Below are 23,166 nucleotides of genomic sequence, written 5' to 3'. Positions count from 1 at the left end.
TTATAAAAACACATTTACTTTAAGCACCTAGTTTAATCGACTTTTACCAAAAGTTACAAAAAGCCCCGGTAATAAACCAGGGCATGCTCGCTCATTGGACTTGATTAATAATTCCAGCGGAATTGCGCGCTGACAATATCAACGGAAGAGTCGTAATAGCCTTTCAAAATATAGTTGCTACCATTGTTATAGTTCACATCACTACGGTCTGCAAACAAGTGGCTATAAGCGACGTCTACGCCCATTTTTGGACTAAACTCATACCCAAACCCTGCCGATACCCATTTACGCGTTGAATCGGGAGTTCTAGGCGTTCTGGATGCAGCATTCGGTACAGGCGTTTCATCAACTGCCACCCCAGTTCTCAGTTTTAATCTGTCGCTCATTTGATATTTCAAACCAAGTGAATAGCGCATCACATCCTTAAAGTGTTGATTGGTTGAAGATTGTGTCTTACCACCGACAGCTTGATCATAATGAATCACCAAAGAATCATAGGCCTTCCAACCTGTCCAAGTCGCATCCGCCAAGACGGTCATATTAGGTGAGATGCCTTGCGTTAAACTCAGCATTGCAGAAGCAGGAAGATTTACTGTGGAACTCACCCCCGTATTTGGAAAGGAACTGGCTGCTGCCGCGTTAATGTCCGTGAACTTCACATTCCCTTTTGCATGATGGGACATTTGTGAACGGTAAGAGAATCCAATATGGGTTTGCTCAGCCGGCTTGAACAAAACCCCCAAGTTATAGCCATATGCCCAGCTATCGGCTGTCAATTTAGCGTGGCCATCTAATTTTTGAGAATAAGTATACGGGCTACCAAGAGCTGTCCCAACATCAACTTGATTTTCCATAATCAAATGCACGTATTGCGCATTTAATCCCAGTCCGACCGACCATTTGTCATTAATTTTTCTGGCTATCGATGGGTTGATGTTCAAAGATTTCAGATCCGTTGTAGTCGCATGGTAACGCAATACCGATTTGTCGGAATATTTGATCTCCTGACCAAAAGGCACGCTGATACCTAAACCAACATCATAGGCACCGTACTGACCTTTCCAATAAATATTCGGGACAAGACCAATAGTCGCCCCATCTTCACCACTACCCGTAATCGCTGTTGAAAGAGGGGTTGTTGAGCCTTTATTGGTGAACTTTGCCTTCGGTACAATCAAATGCGCACCTAAAATAGCTTGATTACCTTTAATCTGAGTCATTCCTGCCGGATTAAACCAAATTGTCGAAGCATCTGCAGCTGATGCCGCCGCTCCGGCATACGAATAGCCTTGAAAGCTGGCCGACTGCTCAATCAATGCAAAACCTGAAGCTTGCGCCTGAGCACTAAATAATAAAAGTAAAGGTAATTTATAGGCAACACGCATCCTGCATTCTCCATCAAAATCAAATCGTTATAGACATTGGTGCAGGATTATAACAACTTCACCTAAAAACACGATTCATTCTTATTATGGGTTAAATCAATCTGATAATGATTTATCAATAAAGAATACTTGGTGATTTTCATCATGCAAAAGTGTAATATTCACTACACTATATAAAAATAATATGGACATAAAATGATTTCTGTCATAAGGCACCGTTTTGCCTTATTTCTTTTGATAAAGACACCGCTTGTGTTTGCAGCTGTAGTCTTTACAACAAAAGCTTATGCCGGCACATTGATTAACAATGGCACAACTCAAATTGTGTTTAATTTGGATAACGATATTCTTTTTGGGACAGATCGGGAATATACGGCCGGCAGTCATTTTTATTGGACTGAAAACTCAATCAAGCTAAACGAACAGATATTTTCTCCTCTTTTCAAGCCTCTACGCCCCCATTTCTCACCTAAAAGCGACCAAATAGACCAGCTCATTTTAGCCACAGAAATTTACACCCTCAGAAAAAAGGATGGTAACCAAATAGAACCACTGGCAAATACCGGTTGGACTTATTTTGCCTTTCGCCATATAGAGTCCTATCAAAAACAACAACTGGGAATGGAATTGAACCTGGGATGGATTGGCCCAGGTAGCGGTGGAGAAGAGATCCAAAACGGCGTTCACAAACTGATCGGAAACAGCAATGAAAGAGGCTGGAACCATCAATACCCTAATCAACCAACGATCAACTTCAACCTAAGTATACAAAGCGATATATCACAATTATCAAATGACAGCTTCCATAGTTTTTACACACTAAGTGGGCAGCTAGGAACATTGAGAACCAATTTAGGAGGTGGTTTAGGCATAGATTATGCCTCTAACTGTTCACCCAATTTTTTCGATAACCAGCTCAACACCATCAAATTTGGATGGGGATGGGGGTGGTTTGTCTATTCAACAATCAATGTCAATTATGAAATTTACAATCGAATCACCGATGGCCGCTTATTCACCGATGATAGGCCATTGGTAAATAGACGAAAGTTTTTTCCATTATTTGATGTCGGTATCGGCCTTACCCACAATCAATTTAGTGTTAATTACAGCACCAAATCGACGCCACAATATTATGATAATCAACCGGAAAAGCGTTTCCGCTATTCCAGTTTAAATTTTCACTGGGGATTTTAAGCAGCATCTTCCACCTTAATGCCAGAATGCCTTAATAAAGCTTCAACCCGTGGTTCGCGCCCTCGGAAACTTTTAAACAATGTCATCGGATGAACAGAACCGCCAGCAGCTAAAATCGTGTTTTTAAACTTAGCGCCAATATCTGGGTTAAGGATGCCTTCTTCTTCAAATAACCCAAACGCATCTGAAGACAGTACTTCTGCCCACTTATAACTGAAATAGCCTGCAGCATAGCCACCTGAGAATATATGACTAAAACTTTGTGCAAAACGACTGTATTCAGGTGGTTGAATCACAGCTACTTCATCACGTACTTCTTGTGCAAGCTGCAGAATTTCTTTGGGTTCATTCGGATCATATTCAGCGTGTGCAACAAAATCAAACAGACTGAATTCCAATTGACGTAACATCATCATTGCCGACTGAAAACCTCTACTTTTTTGCAATGCTTGCAATAACTCTTCCGGCAGACAATCGCCTGTTTCAATATGAGAAGTCATTAAATCTAAGCTTTCTCTATGCCAGCAAAAGTTTTCCATAAATTGTGATGGCAACTCTACTGCATCCCAGGGCACACCATTAATGCCAGAAACATCAAAGTGGCTCATTTCCGTCAACATGTGATGTAAACCATGACCAAACTCATGGAATAAGGTTGTTACCTCGTCATGCGTTAAACACGCTGGTTTATCGCCGACTGGCGGCGTGAAGTTACACACTAAATAAGCTACAGGCGTTTGAATTTCTCCAGATGGCAATTTCCAACGACTGATTGCCGAATCCATCCATGCGCCACCACGCTTATTTTCTCGGGCATATAAGTCGAGATAAAAAGACGCCACAACTTCATTCTGATTACCCATGACATCATAAAAACGCACATCTTTATGCCAGGTTTTTACATCTTCACGCTGCTGGACTTTTACCCCAAACAAAGTCTCGGTAATTTTAAATAGACCGCCCAATACTTTTTCCACCGGAAAAAAAGGACGAAGTACTTCCTGTGATAAAGACAGGGTTTCATTCTTATATTTCTCAGAACAATAGCTAACATCCCAAGGTTGAAAATCTACCAGGCTGGGGTCAAGGGTTTTGGCAAAGTCTTTTAGTTTATTGAGCTCAAGCTCGGCTTGTTGTTTGGATTGTGTTGCCAAATCGCGAATAAAGCTTGTTACTTGCTCGATTGACTCTGCCATTTTGGTTGCAAGCGATAAATCTGCATAATGATCAAAACCAAGTAATTGGGCTTTTTGATGGCGTAAATCTAAGATTTGTCTAATCAAGTCGGAATTATCATAGGCTGGATTATCTGCCAATTCAGATGCTCTAGTAGAAAATGCTTTATACACCTCTTCTCTTAGAGAGCGATTATCTGCATGTGTCATCACTGCCAGATAAGATGGAAAATCTAACGTCACCATCCAACCCGGATAAGACTTTCCATCCTTTTCGCTACGCTGTTCAGCGAGTTGCTTCAATAAACCCATTGCAGTTTCTGGCAGTCCAGACAACTCAGCTTCATCTGTAATATGCTTTGACCAAGCTTGGCTACTTTTTAAAACATTGTTACTAAACTGACTGCTCAATTGCGATAATTTCTGCGAGATAGATTTGTATTCATCCTGCTTTTCACTTGGCAGATCGATACCGGATAAACGAAAATCCCGTAATGCATTTTCCACAACCTTTTTCTGAGCAAGTGTATAGCTGTGATATTCCGCTGAATTAACTATGGCTTCAAACTTTTTAAACAAACCTTTGTTTTGACCCATCTGTGCATAGTAATCCGTAATCGGTGCAAGACACTCATTATAAGCTTCGTGCCAAGCATCATTATTTTTCACTGCATCTAAATGACTGACCGGCCCCCAAACTCTTTCCAAACGGTTACTCAGTACTTCTAGCGGCTGAACAAAATTTTCCCAAGTCGGCGCGATTGATTCCTCAATCAAATACTCGATCTTTTCTAGGTTTTCTTTGATCAGAGTTTCGACAGCGGGTTTAATGTGTTCCACATGAAACGCATCAAATCTCGGTAAACCATTTATATCCAAAAGAGGATTCGTCGAAACTTCGGAGTTCTGCATCTTTATGCCCTTTGTTTAATCATTTTTATTTAAGTGTACAAATTATAGTGCATCAACAGCGTTGTGAAAATTTTTGACTTATTTAACTAAATAGTTAAACTGTATAGTTAAATAATTTCAAACAATGAAAAACCTATGATGAACGAAGTAATGCCATTGAATAAAAAAACATCTAAAACCGCGATCAAAATCCAACAGGCCGCTACCAAACTGTTTGCAGAAAAAGGCTATGACGGCACGATTATGGATGAATTGGCTGAACTTATAGCGGTAAATAAAGCGAGCATTTACTATCACTTTCAAAGCAAAGAAAATCTTTATGATTTTTGTTTGCATGACCTGTTTGCGACTGTAGCAGATGCGGTCATCGCTCAAGTTGAATCGCAAACGGGAGTAGAAGACAAGCTCTGGGCATTTGTACAGACGTTTGCAAAGCAAACTCAAACCCACAGCCAAATGCCATCCATTCTAATGCGAGAAATCGCCTCTGGCGGCATCCACATGCCCATAGCAGCCAGACAGCAAATGCAGCGCTTACTTGAAGCTCTGAGAACCATTCTGCTTGAGGGGGAAAAACAGGGCATCTTCGCTAAAGTGGACCCTTTAACCACGCACTTTATGATTATCGGCAGCCTATGTTTCTTTATCACCAGTAAGCCAATGCGTGATGCTATTGGCTCCGAGCAACCACTTGATCCGACATTAGATGAAGCAACCAACGAAATTTATCGTTTGATTAATAATGCAGTAAAAATTCACTAAACATTAAGTAACAAGCGCAAAGGAGCGTAGTGATGAAAAGAAATCTTTTATTGATGTTAATGGGGCTGATATTTTCAGCCAATAGCTATGCAGATAACCGAACCATTGTGTGGCTATCTGCAGAACAAAAAGCCATGTTCTTACAAGAAATGCGTGATTTCATGTCTGCCAGCCAACAAATACTAGAGGCCAGCCTGGCAGATAATATGGACCAAGTGGAAAAATCAGCGCGAGAAGTAGGTATCAAAATGATTAAGAACACTCCTCTATCGCTTAAAAAACAACTACCACCTGGTATGATGAAATTAGGTCCAGAAACACATCGTGGCTTTGAAAGCATTGCTGATGAAGCTTCAAGTCTGGGTGATAAAGAGGTCATCCTAAACCGTTTGGCGGCATTACAAAAAAACTGTGTTGCTTGCCATAAAGCTTACCAAATCAAAGTAAAGGCGCTCAAGCTTTAAAACCCTCTAAAAAGAGGTTTAAGCCACCTCTTTTTCATATTCCAAGCTTTCGATTGAGGCTGATAGCTTGAACTGAGTAACCGATTGTTCAAGCTTTTCAGCCATTTCTTTCAAAGCATCTGCCGCGCTGGCAGTTTGCTCTGAAAGAGCAGCATTTTGCTGGTTATCTGCATCAATTGACGTCATGGAAGTATTCACCTGATGGATACCGAGACTTTGTTCCGCAGTCGCATGGCTGATATCGGCAACCACATTGTTGACTTCTGTTATGCCTAAATGAATCTTGTTTAAGAACGCCATAGAAGACTCAGTCAATTTTGTTCCTGTCTCAACCTTAGAAACGGAATCTTCAATCAGTACTTTAATGTCATGCGCCGCAGAGGTGGACTTCCCGGCAAGCGTACGGACTTCAGAGGCTACAACCGCAAATCCTCGTCCTTGCTCCCCTGCTCTTGCAGCTTCAACTGCTGCATTTAACGCTAATAGATTGGTTTGGAAAGCAATACTCTCAATCAACTCGATAATGGCTGGAATACGTTGACTGGACTCTGAAATATCGACCATCGCATTTTGTAGCTGCTGCATCACCACACGGCCTTCTTCAGCTATTTTTGCTGTGGATTCAGCTTTCTCTGCTGCGCTCTGCGCATTCTCTGCATTTTGTGCAACGGCAGAATTCATCTGTTCCATGGTTGCTACCGTTTCTTCAAGCGCCGACGCCTGATTTTGTGTTCTTAAAGAAACGTCTTCACTTCCTTTAGCAATCTCTTGAGCACTGTCAAAGACCAAACGGGCATTGGTATTTACTTGATGCAATGCCACTTGGCTTGATTCAGTCGCTCGGTTAAGGTCTTTGGCCAGCACACCTAAGTCACCTGGATAATCACCTTGAACCTTTTGCGTTAAATCACCCAGAGCTTGAGCTTCAACGACCTGCTTAATTTCAGAGAATGCATTTTGCAACGCATCTAATGAAATATTGATATTCGATTGCAGGTACTTAAGATCTCCCTTGGCTTCAGAAGTTGAACGTTGATCAAACACGCCATGTTTCACTTCACGCATCACTTGGTTAATTTCATTGATAATCGCATCCAGACCCTGCATTGCGGAACCTAAATTTGATAATATTTGCTGGAACTCACCTTGTATTTCGCCATCTACCAATACATTGGTTTTAAATTCACCCTGTTCCAAGTTTTCTAGCGCAGAACGAATCACACTCATGGTTTTTTCGATCATCTCAACAGAAGTATTCACACCTGTTTTCAATGTTGCCAAGTCCCCTGAAAATTCTCCGGTAATTTTATGTTGGAACTGTCCTTTTGAAATCTGATCCACTACAAAATTGATCTCACCGAAAATGGCAGATAAATCCGATGTCATTTCATTAAAGGCTTGTCCCATTTCACCAATTTCATCTTTTGACTTAACATCAGACTTCAAAGAGAAGTCCCCTGTTTTACCAACGGTACGAATGGTTTTAGCAATTTTCAAAATCGGTTTGGTAATACTGTGACTTAAGAATATGCCCATTACTAACAACACAATCAAAATCACCCCTGTGATTACCAATATAAGTTGAAGATACTGGGTTAAAGAGGCATAGGCTTCTTTTTTATTGATTTCAACTATCATGCCCCAGTTTTTGTCGAGGATTTTGATTGGTCCATAGGCTGATAACACTGATTGACCAAGATAGTTGGTTGTTAACATCGATCCTTTTTTGCCTGCAATCGCTTGTTTAACCTGTGAAGAGATAATTTTATATTGCTTAGGATCACGGAAAGCATTCACAACATTAAAATGCGACGCATCTAGAAAGGTATCGGAACGCAATAAACCATCGGGACCAACCAAATAAGATTCACCCGTTTTACCCATTCCTGAACGAGCACTCATCACTTGGGTAATACGATCTAAAGGCAATTGGAAAACCAATGTGCCTTGGCGCCCATCATCATCAAAAATCGGCGTAGCAATAAAGCTACTTGGTGCATCATAGTAAGGCGTGTAAAGTGCAAAGTCTTCTAAGTAGACTTGCCCTTTTTTGAGTTTTTTAGCCGCTTGAAAAGCACGTGCCAGACCTGATTTTTTCCATGGCCCCTTGTTCAAGTCTGTACCAAACTCAAGATTCTTATAAACGCTATAACCTACTCTGCCATCATTACTGATAACAAAAATATCAAACAAACCAAAATTCTTCAGATACTGATTAAAAAACGCATGGTTTAGCGAGTGAAAGTCAGAATAAGGTGACTCATCTTTTTTTGCTGTCAGCAGTTTATTTTTCTGCCCCAAAGGAAATGGATTAGAGGCTAAATACAGATATTGCGCGCTAATTGCAGAAGGATCCATCTGATCAAAATACTTATCGATATTAAGATGACTACCAGGATTACGTTTTAGATACTCTTTAGCAAACTGTGTCTTCCAATAATTTTTTACGGCTTCTTTTTGTTCGGTTTTGTTTACCGCTAAAAAATCGACCATATAGGCAAAGTTAGGTGCAATGTAACCTGCCATTCTTTGAACTCGGCTGGTGGCAGAAAGGTTGACCAGCTGCGCTTTTACCTGTTGGAAATAGTCTGTTAACGCCTGTTCTTTAAGATCTCTAACGGCTTCTAAGTGGCTATAGGTTTCTTTAGATATTTCATTCTTAGTTAGAAACCAAGAAATAGAAACTACTACAATTAGTGGTAAAATTCCGACAACCATTAAGTTCAAAATAATCTTATTTTTGAGTTTTAACATTCTATTTTCCTTTGCAATGACAGCGCGTACTTTAGCAATCCATCGTTAAGGAATTTTTAACCTTTTATGAAACATCATAAAAATCTCTTTTACTTTCAATAAATTAGTTTTTTTACGTAGTAAAATGTTTCATGTGAAACGGTAAAATACAAATCTGTAGGTCTTTTTAAGAAAATATGAAAACATTCCAAACCACGTTAAACGTTAATACCCCAAATCGAGGAACTTATTCAATCACGGATAAAATTGAGCAATGTGTCAGAGAATCAGGCATTAAGACTGGTTTGTGTCATGTGTTTTGTCAACATACATCGGCTTCTTTAATCATTACTGAAAATGCCGATCCAACCGTAAGGGAAGATATTGAATATTGGATGCAAAAAACCGTTAAAGATGGCGACCCATCCTATCGTCATGATTACGAGGGTGACGATGATATGAGTGGTCACATTCGTAGTATGATTACCCAATCGAGCCAAACCTTACCGGTCACCAATGGGTTTTTGAATTTGGGTACCTGGCAGGGTATTTTTCTATATGAACATCGTACTGGTCGATTTGAGCGCCGTATTGTGATCACGGTACAAGGAGAATAATAATGAAAGACGAAGAGTTTGTGCTTAAGGTGTATGGAAAACACAACCTGACTTTTAAAGCCAAACATTATGATTCCGTTTATTTAAAAAAAGTCGCGGAACAACTTATCAGCATAAAGGATACGGATTTTACGCATTATGAAATTCACTTCAATTCCGAAGCGAATGAAGAAATGACGGAACCCAATACATTGATACATCCAACGCTTGATTGAATCCCATCATTTCAAATAGGGATTAAATATCTTTTAAATGGATTGGTTTCGCAACGAAGCGTAACCACATAAAACCAAATAGTCCCGCAAACAAAGATGCGAGTAAAATACCTACCTTAGCCTGTAATAAGAAAGCTTCATTAGCTGGCCAAGCTAGTCCGGCAATAAAAATAGACATGGTAAACCCTATCCCACCAAGGAAAGACACTCCGAGCAATTGAGAATAACTTGATCCTGTCGGCAAACGCGCAATACCTAATTTAATAGCCAGCATTGACACCCCAGCAATACCGATGACTTTCCCTGCTACCAATCCAATAATAACCCCTAGAGTAACGGGTTCCATAATCATACTTTCCATTGCTGAAAAGTCTATCGTAATCCCGGCATTTGCCAATGCAAACAAAGGAATGACAATTAAACTGACCGGCAAATGAAAATCATGCTCCAAACGATTCAATGGTGCTTGTACTGCATGAACTGTATGATTGATTTCATGCAAAATAGGCTCTTGTTTTTCATGAAGCTGAAAATCATTCTGAACATTGTAAGAACGGAATTTTTCGGTCAACGTTTTGATTTGTGAGTCAAATGCTTCAGGATTAAACGAAGGCTTAGCTGGAATAGCCATAGCCGTTAAAATCCCTGCAATGGTTGCATGCACACCGGACTCCAGCATAGCGACCCACATCAAGCCACCAATGATGAAATATGGTAAAGGTTTATGGATACCAAAACGATTAAACAAGATCAACACTAGGAAAAAACCAAGTGCCACAAATAATGGAATAAAGTGAATTTGCTCAGTGTAAAACAAGGCGATTACAACAACCGCCATCAAATCGTCGACAATTGCCAAGGCAACTAAAAATGTCACTAATGCCGTTGGAACTCTTCTGCCAAGCAACACCAACGCACTGATGGCAAACGCGATATCCGTTGCCATTGGGATTCCCCAGCCATTTTCACTTGGCAAGCCTTGGTTAATACCGAAATAAAGCATAGCCGGCATAATAACACCGCCTAATGCAGCGATAATCGGCAAAATAGCATTGCGAATATCGGAAAGTTCACCAACAAGCACTTCTCGTTTAATTTCAAGACCAATCACAAAGAAAAACAGTGCCATCAATCCATCATTAATCCAGTGATGTAAAGAGTGATCAATTTTAAAATCACCAATACCCACAACAATGTGTGTATGAAACAAATGACTATAGGCTTCTGCTAAAGGTGTATTGGCTAGAATCAGTGCAACCACCGTCATAAACATCAACACCAAACCCGTGGTGGTTTGTTGATGAAGGAAACGTTCAAAAGGTGTAGCAAGACGGTTAAATGCCTTTTCCCAAGGCGCATACAACTTATATTCTTTAAAACTCTGCATCAGCTTTGATTAATCCCATTTATGACATCAATTCCTTATAATACACATAATTAATGCTTTTTAAAGGAATAGTGATGAAGACATTTCTGTCCACTCTTTTCGTTCTGGCTATCTCATTCATCCCGGGATTTGCTTTCGCTGCGGAAACACCCAGCAGTTTAGATTTAACAACACATTGGATTGGTTATACTGCTTTGGGTATTTTCGTTGTCGCCTATTTACTGGTAATGACAGAAGAATTTACCCAACTTCGTAAATCAAAACCTGTGATTCTAGCTGCGGGATTGATATGGATACTGATTGCCTATGTCATGCATACTCACGGTTTCCCTCATGCAGCTGAAGAGGCTGTACGCCATAATATTTTAGAATATGCCGAACTATTTTTATTCTTACTGGCAGCCATGACTTATATCAATGCAATGGAAGAGCGCCATGTATTTGACGCGCTTCGCGGTTGGTTGGTCTCTAAAGGTTTTTCTTACCGACAACTCTTTTGGATTACCGGGTTCTTAGCTTTCTTTATTTCTCCGGTTGCAGACAACTCAACAACCGCTTTGCTAATGGGCGCTGTTATCCTTGCTGTAGGTGTAAACTCACCGAAGTTCGTTACACTGAGCTTTATTAATGTTGTTATCGCTGCCAATGCGGGTGGTGCTTTCAGCCCATTTGGTGATATCACCACGCTAATGGTTTGGCAAAAAGGTTTGTTGAAATTCCATGAATTCTTCGACTTATTTATTCCAGCTTTGGTGAACTTTGTTGTACCGGCGATTTTCATGTCTTTAGCCCTGCCAAAATCAAAACCTGATGCTTTAGAAGAAATTACCAAAATGAAACGTGGTGCAAAGCGCATTATTTTCTTGTTCTTCGCAACCATTGCAACTGCAGTTTCTATCCATAACTTCCTCGAACTGCCTCCCGTATTGGGCATGATGACCGGTTTAGCTTATTTACAGTTCTTTGCTTTCTATCTAAAGAAAACGGGGGAATTGTCTTATGAAATGAACACAGGAAGCGATGGTTCAATCAAACACATTTCTCAACCCGTCAGTTTTGATATTTTCAACAAAATTGCCCGTGCAGAGTGGGATACGCTTTTATTCTTCTTCGGTGTAATTCTCGCTGTAGGTGGTTTAGGAACGATTGGTTATCTTGCTGTGGCTTCCAATGTTATGTATAACCAGTGGGGCGCGACAGAAGCTAACATTGCAGTAGGTTTCTTATCAGCGATTGTTGATAACATCCCTGTTATGTACGCTGTACTAACAATGAATCCAAGCATGCCAGACGGTCAATGGTTACTAGTCACTTTAACCGCGGGGGTTGGTGGTTCCTTACTTTCTATTGGTTCTGCAGCGGGTGTTGCACTGATGGGACAATCAAAAGGAAAATATACCTTTGTCGGGCATTTAAAATGGATGCCAGCGATTCTATTGGGTTATTTTGCCAGTATTTGGGTTCACAGCTTGATTAACGCTAACTTGTTTTAAGATTTAGCAATACTCAATACGGTTTTTACCGTTTCGTTTTGCTCTAAGCAACATACGATCACAGGTATCAATAAAGTGTCTAGCACTAGGCACTTTTTCCATCATACTCGGATGATAAGCAGCAATACCGATACTGGCGGTAATGTGCATTTTTACCGTTTCGTTAATTGAAAAATCATGTTCTTCAATCAGCTTACGCAAACGCTCAGAGATTGTTGCTGCTACTTCAATATTAGCACCGTCCAATAAAATCAAAAATTCTTCTCCGCCATAACGAAAAATCTTGTCTGATTCTCTAACAATTTGGGCAAACAATTCACTAATTTCTTTTAAAACATTATCTCCCGCCAAGTGTCCGTAAAGATCATTAATCTGTTTAAAGTCATCTAAATCAAGCATAACAATGGCAACATTCCGCTTTGTAGTCACAGAAATTTGAAGCACTTCTTCAATAAGACTTTCCATATCATGTCGCAGATAAAAATGCGTTAAAGGATCTTTTTGCAGCTCCTGAATAAACGACATTTGAAAAGCCAGGCCAATACGATTAGATAAATCTAAAGTCAGGCCGTAAAAACGTGATAACAAAAATACCGCTAACGTATATTCTTTATGATTAACAAAAAACAGAAAATTATTACCCATAATATGCTGTACCGTATGGGTATGGAGCAACTCTGCTCTTTCGGACTCCTTCAAACAAGTATGATTAACTAATTGATCTGTTAACGAACACAAATTGTGATCCATTTCCGGTAAAGGATTTTTTTTGTCGGATAAGTGAACTAAAATTTCTTGGAACCAAACCAAAGGATAGTTTGCCAACTCTGAAAAATTGGCTCGGAGTAAAAGTCTGCGTTTATCTATAGTCGTGTCAATTTCTTGCTTAAGTTGCTCGATATAACTAATCAAATAACCTTTTGCAACAGCATCTTTTTGTAAACTCAATCTTCGGAAAAGTTGGTGATTTGCCAACCAATATTCATCAAAATATAACGGAATTAATTGCTGAAGTTTGTGATAACCCGCATATAAATCTTCAAAAGGTAGGCCGATATTGACATGAATTTTGCCAAGTAAAAGACCATTTTCATGGATTTCTTCGTCAGAAAGACTGAGTAGATCAAAAAGAGATTGAGCTTGTTTTTGCTTGATTGAATTAATATTTTGTTTCTCAAAAAACACTGCATAATGCGGTTCAGACAGCAGCTCTTGATAAAACTTTTCATAGAGATCATCGATGATCTCTCGCGTTGATCTATGAGTCATATATAGATCCTTCTAATAGACTTTCTCAAGCAACAGTAATTTCATAATACATAAAAAATCGTATAAAAGACCCAAAATTCGTTTATTTAAAAATAAAAATTTTTATCAAAAAAATACCCATAAACATCTAAACGGGTTCAGAATAACCTTTATATCCATTGTTTAAAGCTGTACCTATGCAAATCAAAATAAAACCTGTCAAAACTCTCCTACTGCTACTTTTTTGGTCAGGTACTGCACTGGCTGTTCTACCAAGAGAAATGATTTCTACCCTGAATTGGTATGAAATGCTGTTGCAATTATTAGGCGGTCTAGCACTCTTTCTCTTTGGTTTGGATTTGATGGTTAAAGGCTTGTTGGCAATTGCCGGTGGCCGCATGAAACAACTGCTAGCTACCTTAACCACCAACCGAGTGATGGGCGCCCTATCTGGTACTTTCGTAACTGCTATTATCCAATCTTCTTCCGTCACTAGTGTTTTAGTCATCGGTTTTGTTGCTTCAGGCATGATGACGCTTATGCAGGCGGGTAGCATCATAATGGGAGCAAACTTAGGGACAACAATCACTGCCCAAATCGTTGCTTTCAAAATCTACAACCTAGCACTCATAATGGTCTTTGTCGGTTTTCTAATTCAATTTATGAGCGAAACACGTGTTAGAAAAAATTTCGGCCAATTGCTTTTAGGTCTTGGGTTACTTTTCATCGGCATGAATTTAATGGGTGAAGGTATGTCTCCACTCAAAACCTATGAGCCTTTTTTACAAACAATCAGAGAACTTAACCATCCACTTTACGGCATTTTGATTGGCCTGGGGTTTACTGCCTTAGTACAGTCTTCTTCAGCAACTATTGGTATTGTGATTGTCATGGCAAGCCAAGGATTTTTGACCTTACCCAACGGTATTGCTCTATCGATGGGCGCTGACATAGGTACTTGTATTACAGCGGTTCTCGCTACCATCGGACAATCTCGAGAAGCGATTAGAGCAGCTTTGATTCATGTGCTGTTCAATGTATTTGGCGTGCTACTTTGGTTACCGTTTATTAGTGTGTTAGCAGCTTTAGCTGTTTATATTTCTCCAATGACAGGAACTGACTTAAATTCTATGGCCAGCCTGGCAGAAAATACACCTCGTGAGATTGCCAATGCCAATACAATTTTCAAACTTTCTGCTCTGATTCTATTTTTACCTTTACTGGGTTTATTTGTTTGGCTAGCTTACCGTTTCGTACCCGTTTTGGATGAAGAAAAACAACAATCATTCGATCCTAAATTTTTGGATGACAACTTTCTAAAAACCCCTGAATTAGCTTTTGGTGCAGTTGTAATGGAACTGAATGTTTTTCGTGAAAAACTGAATAATCTATTCCAACATTTCATAAACAATAACTATCCTGTTCAATTAAATGCTCTTAAATTTGAAGAAAAATCACTTCGACAGCTTCGACAATATCAACATTTAATATTGCTGTATTTAAGCAAAATCTCTCAATCTAATCTTGATGAAACCCAACAACAAAAATATGTTGAATTGATTACCATATCGAACATATTAGAATCGGTAATGGAAACCATTGAAAATGGACTGTTAGATGCCCGCCATCAAACGTTTGAATTCCAACTCAAGGTTAGCCCTACCATGCAGGATTTAATGGGTAATATCACCAAAGAAGTGGTTAAATCTCTAAATAATGCTTTAATTGCTCTTGATGAGCAGCAAAAAGAAAAAGCTTTGGAAGTGTTTTCAGCAAAAGCAGCCATTGATGAAATGATACAAATGACATTAAAACATCAAGTGAAACATATGAGATCAGATGAATCCAGACTGATTATTTTTAGAATAGAAATGCAAATTGTCGATGCACTGAAACGTTTACACACTCTATCTAAAAGGATTGCAAGATTACAAACCAAGGGTTTGGAATCACCACAAAATTAATGAAAAAATTAGGATTTATTATGAAAAAACTAGGTATTTTTGCAGGCATATTGCTTTTGAGCAGTTGTGCTCATAATCAAGCATTTCTAAAAAAATCAGGGCAAACCAATAATCAATACCGTAATGACATGCTTTACTGTAAAGGCGAAGCTACTGGTGCATGGAACAACCGGAATGGCGTGTCTAAAATGAATATTTATAAAGGTGAAATGGGTGCAATCTCTTATGAGGATTGTATGCGTCAATTAGGCTATAAACAGGCAGATTAAGTATTATCTAAATCCAAAACATTAAGAACTCTATCAGGAACCTGGTCTAAAAACTCTAGCTCAGCTTTACCTATAAAATAGCCTTGAGCCATAGTAATACCGCAATCTTGAACAGCTTTTAACACTTCTTCAGATTCAATAAATTCAGCAACGGTTTCAATACCAACTGATTTTGCTAGTGTGACCGCACTTTCTACAAATGCATAATCAATACGATCATTCAGCATATTGCTAATAAACTCCCCTTCTATTTTTAAATAGTCGATTGGGAAGCGTTTTATGTATTGAAAAGACGAAAAACCGGAACCAAAATCATCAATGGCAAACATAAAGCCTTCAAATTTAAGTTCTTTAACAAACTTTTCTAAAAGGCTGATGTTTCTTACAGTCTCACGCTCAGTTATTTCAAAAACAATGCGACTAGGCACTATTTCATACTCTCTTGCGAGCTCTTTTACCTTATTGATAAATTCATTCAATATTAAGGCACGAGGCGAAATATTAATAAACATCAAACCTTGATAATTTTGTTGCCGCATTTTGATAAATGCTTTTTTGATTAATAGATAATCAAGTTGATGCACAACACCCATGTTTTCAGCAATATCAATAAACTCACCAGCTGACACTAATTCATCATTTTTACGAATACGCATCAACAATTCGTGTACTTGAATATCTTTATGATTTTTAAAAGATAAAATCGGTTGAAAATGCGGTTCAATACAATCTTCATCCGCTAAAGCTTGCATAATGAATGCACTTTTTTCAGTATTTCTACGATAAAGTTCAGCAAGCTCATCTTCATCAGGGAAACAAAATTGGTTCTTACCATTTCGTTTACCCTTATACATCATATTGTCAGAAACAATAAATAAGTCTTTTGCACTATCAGCATGATCAGGATAGTTAGCCAAACCAATAGAACAGGTTAAATGAACCCTTTCACCACTAGGATGAATTTCTTCGATTTGATGAATTTCATCCATAATATGCTGTGCAATCACATGCGCTTTCTCTATATCCGTCTCTGGTAACAGCACACAAAATTCATCACCACCATAACGACCAAATACATCTTCACCTCTCAAAGCTTCCTCTACTTTGTTAGTCAAAGCTTGTAACATCTGATCACCAAATGCATGGCCATATCGATCATTAATCATTTTAAAATTATCACAATCAATCATCATCAATGAGAAGTGATACTCATGTCTATCAGCACGTTGTATTTCATATTCCAGTAATTCATGAAATACACGACGGTTATAAAGGTTGGTTAAAGGATCTCGAGTCGCATAATATTCCAAATCATGAGTATATTTATTAATGGCTTTGATAGAACCAACTACATTAATCAAAGTCGTTAAAATACTTTCAATAACGATAGTACGAGTTAAATCTTGATTTATTGCCTGAACACCAATACCAACCACACCACCAATACGAGGCTGCTCTAGCATTAAACTTTTGGCTTGAGTTTCAATATTTTCTTGATTATCTTCTAGCCGAAGATTTTCATCAGCAATACTATGATGAACATCAATTTGTGGGTTCAATTTTAAAATAGGGTGCTCTAAAATTTGGGCTTCAGCTAACTTTTCAAAATGCTTTTTCATTTCCTCTGAAGGCGTACCTGCCCAAAATATTTCCATCCCAAAACGTTCTTCATCATCCGTTCTGAAAACTACAAAAAGCCCATAAATCGGTAAAATTTTAGTGATTTCAACAATCAGTTGATTAACATGCTCTTTCCAATCTCGAACCACTTCAGATGTAATAATAAATTTATCTAAAAGCTTAATTTCAAATTCAAGAATATCTCTATCCACTGCAACCATCTGCAACTTATCGGATAGTTTTTCAAACTCTACACCCAGCATTTCGAGTTCTTTAAATTTTGAAAAAATATCTGATGGTTGGATTTATTTTAAATCTCTAATCTTATGAATATGTTCTATTTTTTCATGAAGAGAGCTAATTACTCTTTCTAAAAAACCGCTGAGTTTTAAAGTAATTAAATAAGCAACAATAATAGGTAAAGGCAATAAGAGAAGGAAAAAAAGCAAAAATCGTTGATTAGCATCAGATAAGGTTTGACGCATATCTTGACGAAAGTGCATCACTCCTAATACATCCCCTACTTTCGCTTGTGTATGACATACCAAACATCTTTGCTCTGCTTTAAGTGGAAACAGGCTATCTAAAACCGCATCTTGCGTTAATGACAAAGGTTCTTTATCTAAAAAAACCTGATCCAATCGTTTTTTTAATTTTGGAGAATTTTCTAAATGTTGAGGGATTGCGCCAAACTGTTTACTAACAATCTGACTGCGAAAAATATCAATATTAATATTTGATAATTGATAGGTTTTTTGGGTTTTTTCAAGAAAATTATTGAGCTATTTACGTGTCCAACCTTCGCTCATAATTTGATACATATTATCGAAAGTCAGACGAGAAAAAGTAACTGCAACACGGTGATTATTTTCAATAATTGAGTTTTCGAATAATTTAGACGAGAAAAAATAAGAACCAACAAAAATCAACAAGGAAGCAGCTAGCGCTCCCAAAAGGATAGTTTTTCGAATACTCGGTTTTTTAAAATCCATTTTTTAATGATTAAATTTTCATCAGATAAAGTGCGAGTAGTTTAAATTACCTCACCCTTTAGCTTCCAATAAATTATTGTTAATTTCTTGATTAACATCATTAATAATAAGGATTTTTTAATTGGTCCAGCCTGGCAGATTTTTATAACTGCTAATTAAAATCAAAATCATCTAATTTAGGTTGTGGAGGATGACCGTCGTAAATCAAATTAGTTCGATATTGTAGATAGGATTCACGCATAAAAATGTAAGGATCTGGTTGCGCTTTAATTTCAGGAATCAAAGTCATTGCCTTAGTGTAATCAACAAATTTTCCACCTATAAAGAAACCAACTCTTCCAGATAAATCTGTTTTGATCAAATAAGGGTAGGTTGGATCATAAGTTGAATCAACAGATCCACCAACCAACTCACGTGTTGTGTAAGGCCCTAAAATTGGCATCATAATAAATGAAGATTTATCCCAAACACCCCATTTATAAAGCGTTTGACCCAAATCTTCTTTTTGATATTTTAATTTGGCAGGCGTCGCTATATCAATTAACCCGAATAAGCCTAATGTTGTATTCAAACTTAATCTCATCAAGCTCGTTAAAGCTTCTTTCGGCTTAGCTTGAAAAAGCGCATTAACAATATTTAACGGTTCTTTTAAATTTTGGAAAAAATTACTGATGCCTTTTCGTGCTGGTGATGGAACATAATTTTTATAAACATTAGCAACTGGTGCACCGACTGAATCATTAAACCCCATATTAAAATTAAACATAAAACGGTTATAGGATTCATAGGGATCCTTATCATTCATTGGCGAACTGTCTTTGTCTGCAGCTGCAAAACAAGAAACGGAAAAAAAAGTTAAAAACAAACCAATTAAAACTGTTTTCATAAAAATTAATTTTTTTCTGTGCAGGTTAAGTCAATAGATAACAAAAGTTCCTGAAAAAGTTTCAATAATTTTGTTCTCGGAAAACTTTTTCGCCAAGCCATAATAACCTTTCTTTTAGGTACAGGCATGGTTAAAGGTTTATAGACTAACAATTCATTATTATTTTCTTGAACTGCGGTACATGGCAATATTGTCAAACCCGCACCAGAAGCAACCATATAGCGAATGGTTTCAAGAGAACTACCTTCTAATGTTTTTTGTAATGGATGACTTTGATAACCGGAATGATTCAAATTAGGGTAAGCCTCTAGCACTTGATCTCTAAAACAATGCCCTGCACCTAGTAAAAAAACAACATCATCTTCAATTGACTTTAAATCAATTGTTTTCTGACCGACCATTTTGTGATGAGATGGCAAAGCCGCTACAAAAGGTTCTTCATAAAGAGCCATTTTCTCGATATTTTTTTCATCAAAAGGCTCTGCGATCAAAATAATATCTAATTCTCCAGACTGTAATTTTTTAGCAAGCTCATGAGTATAGTTTTCTTCAATAGTAAGCCGTATATAAGGCGCTTGTTGATTGAGCTTTTTAATCATGCTTGGTAATAGATAGGGGCCTATTGTATAAATTGCGCCAATATTTACTTCTGTAACTTCAGAAAACTCATCTTTTGTTATTTGTTGAATCATCTGAGATTGCTTCAAAATATTTTCTGCTATCTCAATAACTTTTTTTCCTATAGGCGTGAGAATAACATCGTTTTTTCTTCTTTCGAATAGAGTGACATTTAACTCTTCTTCTAACTTTTTAATAGCAACACTAAGTGTAGGTTGACTGACATAACAATTTTCCGATGCTTTTCGAAAATGTTTGGTTTTTGCGAGTTCAACGCAATATTTAAGTTCGGTTAATGTCATATTAAATTAAATATATATATATTCTTTTTTTATTCTTTTCTTTATTATTAGTGAGCTAGTTTTCAGTGAATAACTCTATAAAGATCTTTATTTTCAAAGAGTTGATTTGTGAATAATCGTTGTTTAACTTTAGATAAAACTGCTTTAGTTAATGTGATTAGTTTGTGGATAGTTTTTGGTTATTAAAAGTATCCAAAAGTTATTCACAATTTATAACACCTTTTACAAGGGTTATTCATGAGTTTTCTTTTATCAGATTATATTATTAAGCGATTTATAATAGTGAAAATTTAATATTAAAAGCCCAATAACTATGTCTTTAACTGAGTTAATAAAAAACCGTCGTACTATTTACCAATTTATAGAAAAAGAAGTTTCATTGGATTTAATCCAATCTTTTATTGAAGCAGCTATTTATGCGCCAAATCATAAGTTGACTGAGCCTTGGCAATTTTTAATTATTGGTAATAATACTCAGGAAAATATAGCTAAAATTTACGCTGAGAATAGGGCACTTAAGTATCAGGTTGAGGATTCAGAAGGATATAAGAAAGCCTTTGATAAATCATTGGATAAGTTTTGTTCAATCCCACAAATTGTTTTTGTCGTACAAAATTTAGATGAAGATTCGATTACAAGCAAAGAAGATTATGCTGCCTGTAGTTGTGCAATTCAGAATTTTCAACTTGCTGCTTGGGAGAAGGGGGTAGGTGTTCAATGGAGTTCTGGGCCTATTTTAAAAGATAGCAGAACGTTTGATATTTTGTCTTTAGACTCTAATAAACATGAGTTAATTGCGGCACTTTATATTGGGTATCCTCATGCTGTAGGGACAACACAACGTAAAGAAGTATCAGAAGTTATAAAGCATTTTGATTAATTAAACTGAATTGATTCACCATCTTCTGTCAGATTTACACCATTTTTACTTAATGCTTGTCTTAAGAAACGTTTAAAGAGAAGTTTGCTTTGAACAGCTTCAGGGAAGTCAGTGAAGAGTAAAATTTCTTTTTTTATTAAAATTTCAATTACATCTTCCGTAATTCTGACCATATCAAGATCCAAGTTTGTCATGATCTCTTTAACTTGGTTTTGATTATTGGAATTTTGAATAAATGTTTTTATTTCTTCATTAAAAATAGAGGATTTTTCGTAATTTTCTTTTTCATCAAAACAAATATCAATAATTTGATTGGATTCATTCCTTTTTACATAGATCATAAAAATACCCTTATTTATTAATTCTCTATTTCAGATATTACACTACCCAAGAGTTCCGTTAAACGATCGTTTTCTGAATAATCAACCGGGCAATCTATAACAGTAACCGTATTAGCTGTTAATGCTGTTTTTAAAGCAGGTAATAATTCATCTGCTGCGTTAATTCTGATGCCTGTAGCACCAAAAGATTCAGCATACTTAACAAAGTCTGGGTTTTTAAAGTCTATGTAAGCAGGGCGGCCGTATCGACGTTTTTGCTTCCAATTAATTAAACCGTATTGGTTGTCATTCCAAATTAAAATAACAAAAGGTGTTTCGCAGCGTAGAGCAGTTTCAATTTCTTGAGAGTTCATCATAAAGCCGGCATCACCAGTTACTGCAACGATAGCTCTGTCTGGAAATGCAAGCTTGGCACCTACTGCACCAGGTACAGCGATACCCATACTGGCAAATCCGTTGGAAATAATACAGGTATTTGGTAATTCGCAGCGGAACATGCGTGCCATCCACATCTTATGAGCGCCTACATCACTGATAGCAATGTCTTTCTTCTTCATTGCAGTTCTGAGATCCCAAATTATTTTTTGTGGCTTCATTGGCCAATCTTGGCTCTGTGAAACACGCTCCATTTCATCAAATAGAGATTGTCTTAGTGGAAATTGAATAGATGTCTTAGGTTTTTCCGGTAATGCCTGTTTTAAAGCGTCTAAATTAAAACCGATATTACCGATGAGTTCGACATGTGGAATATAGCTGTAATCAACTTCTGCAGCTTTAGTATCAATATGAATAATTTTGTGCTCTCGGTTCGGATTCCATAAATGAGGATGATACTCAACCATATCAAAACCGATACAAATCACTAAATCCGCTTCGGCAAAACCGCCATTGTTGTAGTCACCTTTTTGTAAACCTGCAGTTCCCATTGATAGTGGGTTTTTATAGTGAGGCACGACGCCTTTTGCCATAAAAGTGTTGATAACCGGAATATTGTAGTGATTAGAAAATGCGAATAAGCTTCCTGAAGCTTTGGCTCTGACTGCGCCGTTACCAACCAAAATTAAAGGTTTTTTTGCTTGTTTAATAATTTCAGCAGCATCCAAAATCAGTTGTGAGTCTGCCAAAGTTAATTTGGAGTTGATAACTGGAAGAGGTGATTCAACAATTTCCATTTCACTGATATTTTCTGGAAAATCAATAAAAGACGCGCCAGGTTTTTCTGCCTGCGCTAATTTGAATGCTTTACGCATAACCTCTGGAATCGTTTCAGGTTCTAAAATCTGAATAGCATATTTGGAAATAGGTCTAAACATACTGACCAAATCTAATACTTGATGTGATTCCTTATGCATGCGGGTGGTGGCAGCTTGGCCTGCAATAGCAACGACAGGAGAATTATCCATATTAGCATCTGCAACCCCGGTAACAAGGTTGGTTGCGCCAGGTCCAAGAGTAGAAAGGCAAACACCGGCTTTACCCGTTAACCGACCATAGACATCTGCCATAAAGGCAGCACCTTGTTCATGACGACAGGTAATAAATTGGATTTTGGAATCGACCAAAGCATCCATAACATCCATGTTTTCTTCGCCTGGGATACCGAAAATATATTCGACGCCTTCATTTTCCAGACATTGAACAAAGAGTTGTGATGCTTTCATTATGAGTCCCTTTAATCCTCAGTTATGCTTGATCTACCCAGCCTG

20 protein-coding genes are annotated in these 23,166 nt (G+C 37.6%); 9 read left to right on the top strand and 11 right to left on the bottom strand.

The genetic code is table 11. The features are described 5' to 3' along the window. Window positions 1-104 precede the first annotated feature (104 nt). A complete protein-coding gene (locus N745_RS0111310) occupies window positions 105-1,385 on the bottom strand; it encodes an OmpP1/FadL family transporter (RefSeq protein ID WP_024852242.1) in 1,281 nt (426 codons plus the stop codon). A 195-nt stretch (window positions 1,386-1,580) separates the two neighbouring features. On the opposite strand from N745_RS0111310, the gene N745_RS0111305 reads away from it, so the two are divergent. Further along, the gene (locus N745_RS0111305; protein ID WP_024852241.1) at window positions 1,581-2,582 is read left to right on the top strand and encodes a lipid A-modifier LpxR family protein; all 1,002 of its coding nucleotides are present in this window, start codon (window positions 1,581-1,583) and stop codon (window positions 2,580-2,582) included. Here the strand turns inward: N745_RS0111305 and N745_RS0111300 are convergent. Continuing rightward, window positions 2,579-4,669, bottom strand: a complete 2,091-nt coding sequence (locus tag N745_RS0111300; RefSeq protein WP_024852240.1) for a M3 family metallopeptidase — start codon at window positions 4,667-4,669, stop codon at window positions 2,579-2,581. The genes N745_RS0111305 and N745_RS0111300 overlap by 4 nt on opposite strands. Before the next feature lie 135 nt (window positions 4,670-4,804). Here N745_RS0111300 and N745_RS0111295 point away from each other — a divergent pair, with 135 nt between their 5' ends. Together N745_RS0111295 and N745_RS0111290 are read left to right on the top strand one after the other, a co-directional pair. Then, a complete protein-coding gene (locus N745_RS0111295) occupies window positions 4,805-5,431 on the top strand; it encodes a TetR/AcrR family transcriptional regulator (protein ID WP_024852239.1) in 627 nt (208 codons plus the stop codon). Between the two features lie 32 nt (window positions 5,432-5,463). Next, entirely contained in the window at window positions 5,464-5,895 is a 432-nt protein-coding gene (locus N745_RS0111290) for a hypothetical protein (protein ID WP_024852238.1), read from the top strand. Window positions 5,896-5,913: 18 nt separating this feature from the next. Here the strand turns inward: N745_RS0111290 and N745_RS12415 are convergent, their stop codons facing one another. Next, window positions 5,914-8,649, bottom strand: coding sequence for a methyl-accepting chemotaxis protein (locus tag N745_RS12415; protein ID WP_024852237.1), 2,736 nt, complete (start codon window positions 8,647-8,649; stop codon window positions 5,914-5,916). A 176-nt stretch (window positions 8,650-8,825) separates the two neighbouring features. Here N745_RS12415 and N745_RS0111280 point away from each other — a divergent pair, with 176 nt between their 5' ends. Next, a complete protein-coding gene (locus N745_RS0111280) occupies window positions 8,826-9,245 on the top strand; it encodes a secondary thiamine-phosphate synthase enzyme YjbQ (RefSeq protein ID WP_024852236.1) in 420 nt (139 codons plus the stop codon). Between the two features lie 2 nt (window positions 9,246-9,247). Further along, a complete protein-coding gene (locus tag N745_RS0111275; RefSeq protein ID WP_024852235.1) occupies window positions 9,248-9,460 on the top strand; it encodes a hypothetical protein in 213 nt (70 codons plus the stop codon). Between the two features lie 22 nt (window positions 9,461-9,482). On the opposite strand, the gene nhaA is transcribed toward N745_RS0111275, so the two are convergent. Then, window positions 9,483-10,847 (bottom strand): Na+/H+ antiporter NhaA, encoded by a 1,365-nt coding sequence (gene nhaA / locus N745_RS0111270; protein WP_024852234.1) that lies wholly within the window; start codon window positions 10,845-10,847, stop codon window positions 9,483-9,485. A gap of 74 nt (window positions 10,848-10,921) precedes the next feature. On the opposite strand from nhaA, the gene nhaD reads away from it, so the two are divergent. Then, window positions 10,922-12,340, top strand: a complete 1,419-nt coding sequence (gene nhaD / locus N745_RS0111265; RefSeq protein WP_024852233.1) for a sodium:proton antiporter NhaD — start codon at window positions 10,922-10,924, stop codon at window positions 12,338-12,340. Window positions 12,341-12,343: 3 nt separating this feature from the next. Here nhaD and N745_RS12410 read toward each other — a convergent pair whose 3' ends face one another. Continuing rightward, window positions 12,344-13,609, bottom strand: coding sequence for a GGDEF domain-containing protein (locus tag N745_RS12410; protein ID WP_024852232.1), 1,266 nt, complete (start codon window positions 13,607-13,609; stop codon window positions 12,344-12,346). 176 nt (window positions 13,610-13,785) lie between these two features. On the opposite strand from N745_RS12410, the gene N745_RS0111255 reads away from it, so the two are divergent. Both N745_RS0111255 and N745_RS0111250 read left to right on the top strand, forming a co-directional pair. Then, window positions 13,786-15,552: a Na/Pi cotransporter family protein gene (locus tag N745_RS0111255; RefSeq protein WP_024852231.1), complete on the top strand. Its 1,767-nt coding sequence runs from the start codon at window positions 13,786-13,788 to the stop codon at window positions 15,550-15,552. Window positions 15,553-15,572: 20 nt separating this feature from the next. Further along, a complete protein-coding gene (locus tag N745_RS0111250) occupies window positions 15,573-15,821 on the top strand; it encodes a hypothetical protein (protein WP_157833767.1) in 249 nt (82 codons plus the stop codon). On the opposite strand, the gene N745_RS12070 is transcribed toward N745_RS0111250, so the two are convergent. The 4 genes from N745_RS12070 to N745_RS0111235 form a co-directional block, all read right to left on the bottom strand. After that, the gene (locus N745_RS12070; protein WP_051453403.1) at window positions 15,818-17,704 is read right to left on the bottom strand and encodes a putative bifunctional diguanylate cyclase/phosphodiesterase; all 1,887 of its coding nucleotides are present in this window, start codon (window positions 17,702-17,704) and stop codon (window positions 15,818-15,820) included. The genes N745_RS0111250 and N745_RS12070 overlap by 4 nt on opposite strands. Window positions 17,705-17,746: 42 nt before the next feature. Then, the gene (locus N745_RS12405) at window positions 17,747-18,082 is read right to left on the bottom strand and encodes a hypothetical protein (protein ID WP_051453402.1); all 336 of its coding nucleotides are present in this window, start codon (window positions 18,080-18,082) and stop codon (window positions 17,747-17,749) included. A gap of 502 nt (window positions 18,083-18,584) precedes the next feature. Beyond that, window positions 18,585-19,319, bottom strand: coding sequence for an MlaA family lipoprotein (locus N745_RS0111240; protein ID WP_024852229.1), 735 nt, complete (start codon window positions 19,317-19,319; stop codon window positions 18,585-18,587). 5 nt (window positions 19,320-19,324) lie between these two features. Next, window positions 19,325-20,239, bottom strand: coding sequence for a hydrogen peroxide-inducible genes activator (locus tag N745_RS0111235; RefSeq protein ID WP_024852228.1), 915 nt, complete (start codon window positions 20,237-20,239; stop codon window positions 19,325-19,327). Between the two features lie 313 nt (window positions 20,240-20,552). Between N745_RS0111235 and N745_RS0111230 the strand changes: the two genes are divergently transcribed. Next, entirely contained in the window at window positions 20,553-21,119 is a 567-nt protein-coding gene (locus tag N745_RS0111230; protein WP_024852227.1) for a nitroreductase family protein, read from the top strand. Here N745_RS0111230 and N745_RS0111225 read toward each other — a convergent pair. After that, the gene (locus tag N745_RS0111225; RefSeq protein WP_024852226.1) at window positions 21,116-21,460 is read right to left on the bottom strand and encodes a hypothetical protein; all 345 of its coding nucleotides are present in this window, start codon (window positions 21,458-21,460) and stop codon (window positions 21,116-21,118) included. The two genes, N745_RS0111230 and N745_RS0111225, sit on opposite strands and share 4 nt — an antisense overlap. Window positions 21,461-21,477: 17 nt before the next feature. Then, on the bottom strand, window positions 21,478-23,121 hold the full coding sequence (locus N745_RS0111220; protein WP_024852225.1) for an acetolactate synthase large subunit: 1,644 nt from the start codon (window positions 23,119-23,121) through the stop codon (window positions 21,478-21,480). Window positions 23,122-23,166: the final 45 nt, after the last annotated feature.

Origin of the sequence: Hydrogenovibrio kuenenii DSM 12350, from assembly GCF_000526715.1 — a bacterium.
GTDB lineage: Bacteria > Pseudomonadota > Gammaproteobacteria > Thiomicrospirales > Thiomicrospiraceae > Hydrogenovibrio > Hydrogenovibrio kuenenii.
Note: the sequence above shows the minus strand (reverse complement) of the source record. Positions and strands in the feature narration are given on the sequence as shown.

What these genes read in the sequence shown, in the direction of transcription:
- N745_RS0111310 (WP_024852242.1), bottom strand. Translation starts at nt 1,385, where the DNA reads ATGCGTGTTGCCTATAAATTACCTTTACTTTTATTATTTAGTGCTCAG.
- N745_RS0111305 (WP_024852241.1), top strand. Translation starts at nt 1,581, where the DNA reads ATGATTTCTGTCATAAGGCACCGTTTTGCCTTATTTCTTTTGATAAAG.
- N745_RS0111300 (WP_024852240.1), bottom strand. Translation starts at nt 4,669, where the DNA reads ATGCAGAACTCCGAAGTTTCGACGAATCCTCTTTTGGATATAAATGGT.
- N745_RS0111295 (WP_024852239.1), top strand. Translation starts at nt 4,805, where the DNA reads ATGATGAACGAAGTAATGCCATTGAATAAAAAAACATCTAAAACCGCG.
- N745_RS0111290 (WP_024852238.1), top strand. Translation starts at nt 5,464, where the DNA reads ATGAAAAGAAATCTTTTATTGATGTTAATGGGGCTGATATTTTCAGCC.
- N745_RS12415 (WP_024852237.1), bottom strand. Translation starts at nt 8,649, where the DNA reads ATGTTAAAACTCAAAAATAAGATTATTTTGAACTTAATGGTTGTCGGA.
- N745_RS0111280 (WP_024852236.1), top strand. Translation starts at nt 8,826, where the DNA reads ATGAAAACATTCCAAACCACGTTAAACGTTAATACCCCAAATCGAGGA.
- N745_RS0111275 (WP_024852235.1), top strand. Translation starts at nt 9,248, where the DNA reads ATGAAAGACGAAGAGTTTGTGCTTAAGGTGTATGGAAAACACAACCTG.
- nhaA (WP_024852234.1), bottom strand. Translation starts at nt 10,847, where the DNA reads ATGCAGAGTTTTAAAGAATATAAGTTGTATGCGCCTTGGGAAAAGGCA.
- nhaD (WP_024852233.1), top strand. Translation starts at nt 10,922, where the DNA reads ATGAAGACATTTCTGTCCACTCTTTTCGTTCTGGCTATCTCATTCATC.
- N745_RS12410 (WP_024852232.1), bottom strand. Translation starts at nt 13,609, where the DNA reads ATGACTCATAGATCAACGCGAGAGATCATCGATGATCTCTATGAAAAG.
- N745_RS0111255 (WP_024852231.1), top strand. Translation starts at nt 13,786, where the DNA reads ATGCAAATCAAAATAAAACCTGTCAAAACTCTCCTACTGCTACTTTTT.
- N745_RS0111250 (WP_157833767.1), top strand. Translation starts at nt 15,573, where the DNA reads ATGAAAAAACTAGGTATTTTTGCAGGCATATTGCTTTTGAGCAGTTGT.
- N745_RS12070 (WP_051453403.1), bottom strand. Translation starts at nt 17,704, where the DNA reads ATGCTGGGTGTAGAGTTTGAAAAACTATCCGATAAGTTGCAGATGGTT.
- N745_RS0111240 (WP_024852229.1), bottom strand. Translation starts at nt 19,319, where the DNA reads ATGAAAACAGTTTTAATTGGTTTGTTTTTAACTTTTTTTTCCGTTTCT.
- N745_RS0111235 (WP_024852228.1), bottom strand. Translation starts at nt 20,239, where the DNA reads ATGACATTAACCGAACTTAAATATTGCGTTGAACTCGCAAAAACCAAA.
- N745_RS0111230 (WP_024852227.1), top strand. Translation starts at nt 20,553, where the DNA reads ATGTCTTTAACTGAGTTAATAAAAAACCGTCGTACTATTTACCAATTT.
- N745_RS0111225 (WP_024852226.1), bottom strand. Translation starts at nt 21,460, where the DNA reads ATGATCTATGTAAAAAGGAATGAATCCAATCAAATTATTGATATTTGT.
- N745_RS0111220 (WP_024852225.1), bottom strand. Translation starts at nt 23,121, where the DNA reads ATGAAAGCATCACAACTCTTTGTTCAATGTCTGGAAAATGAAGGCGTC.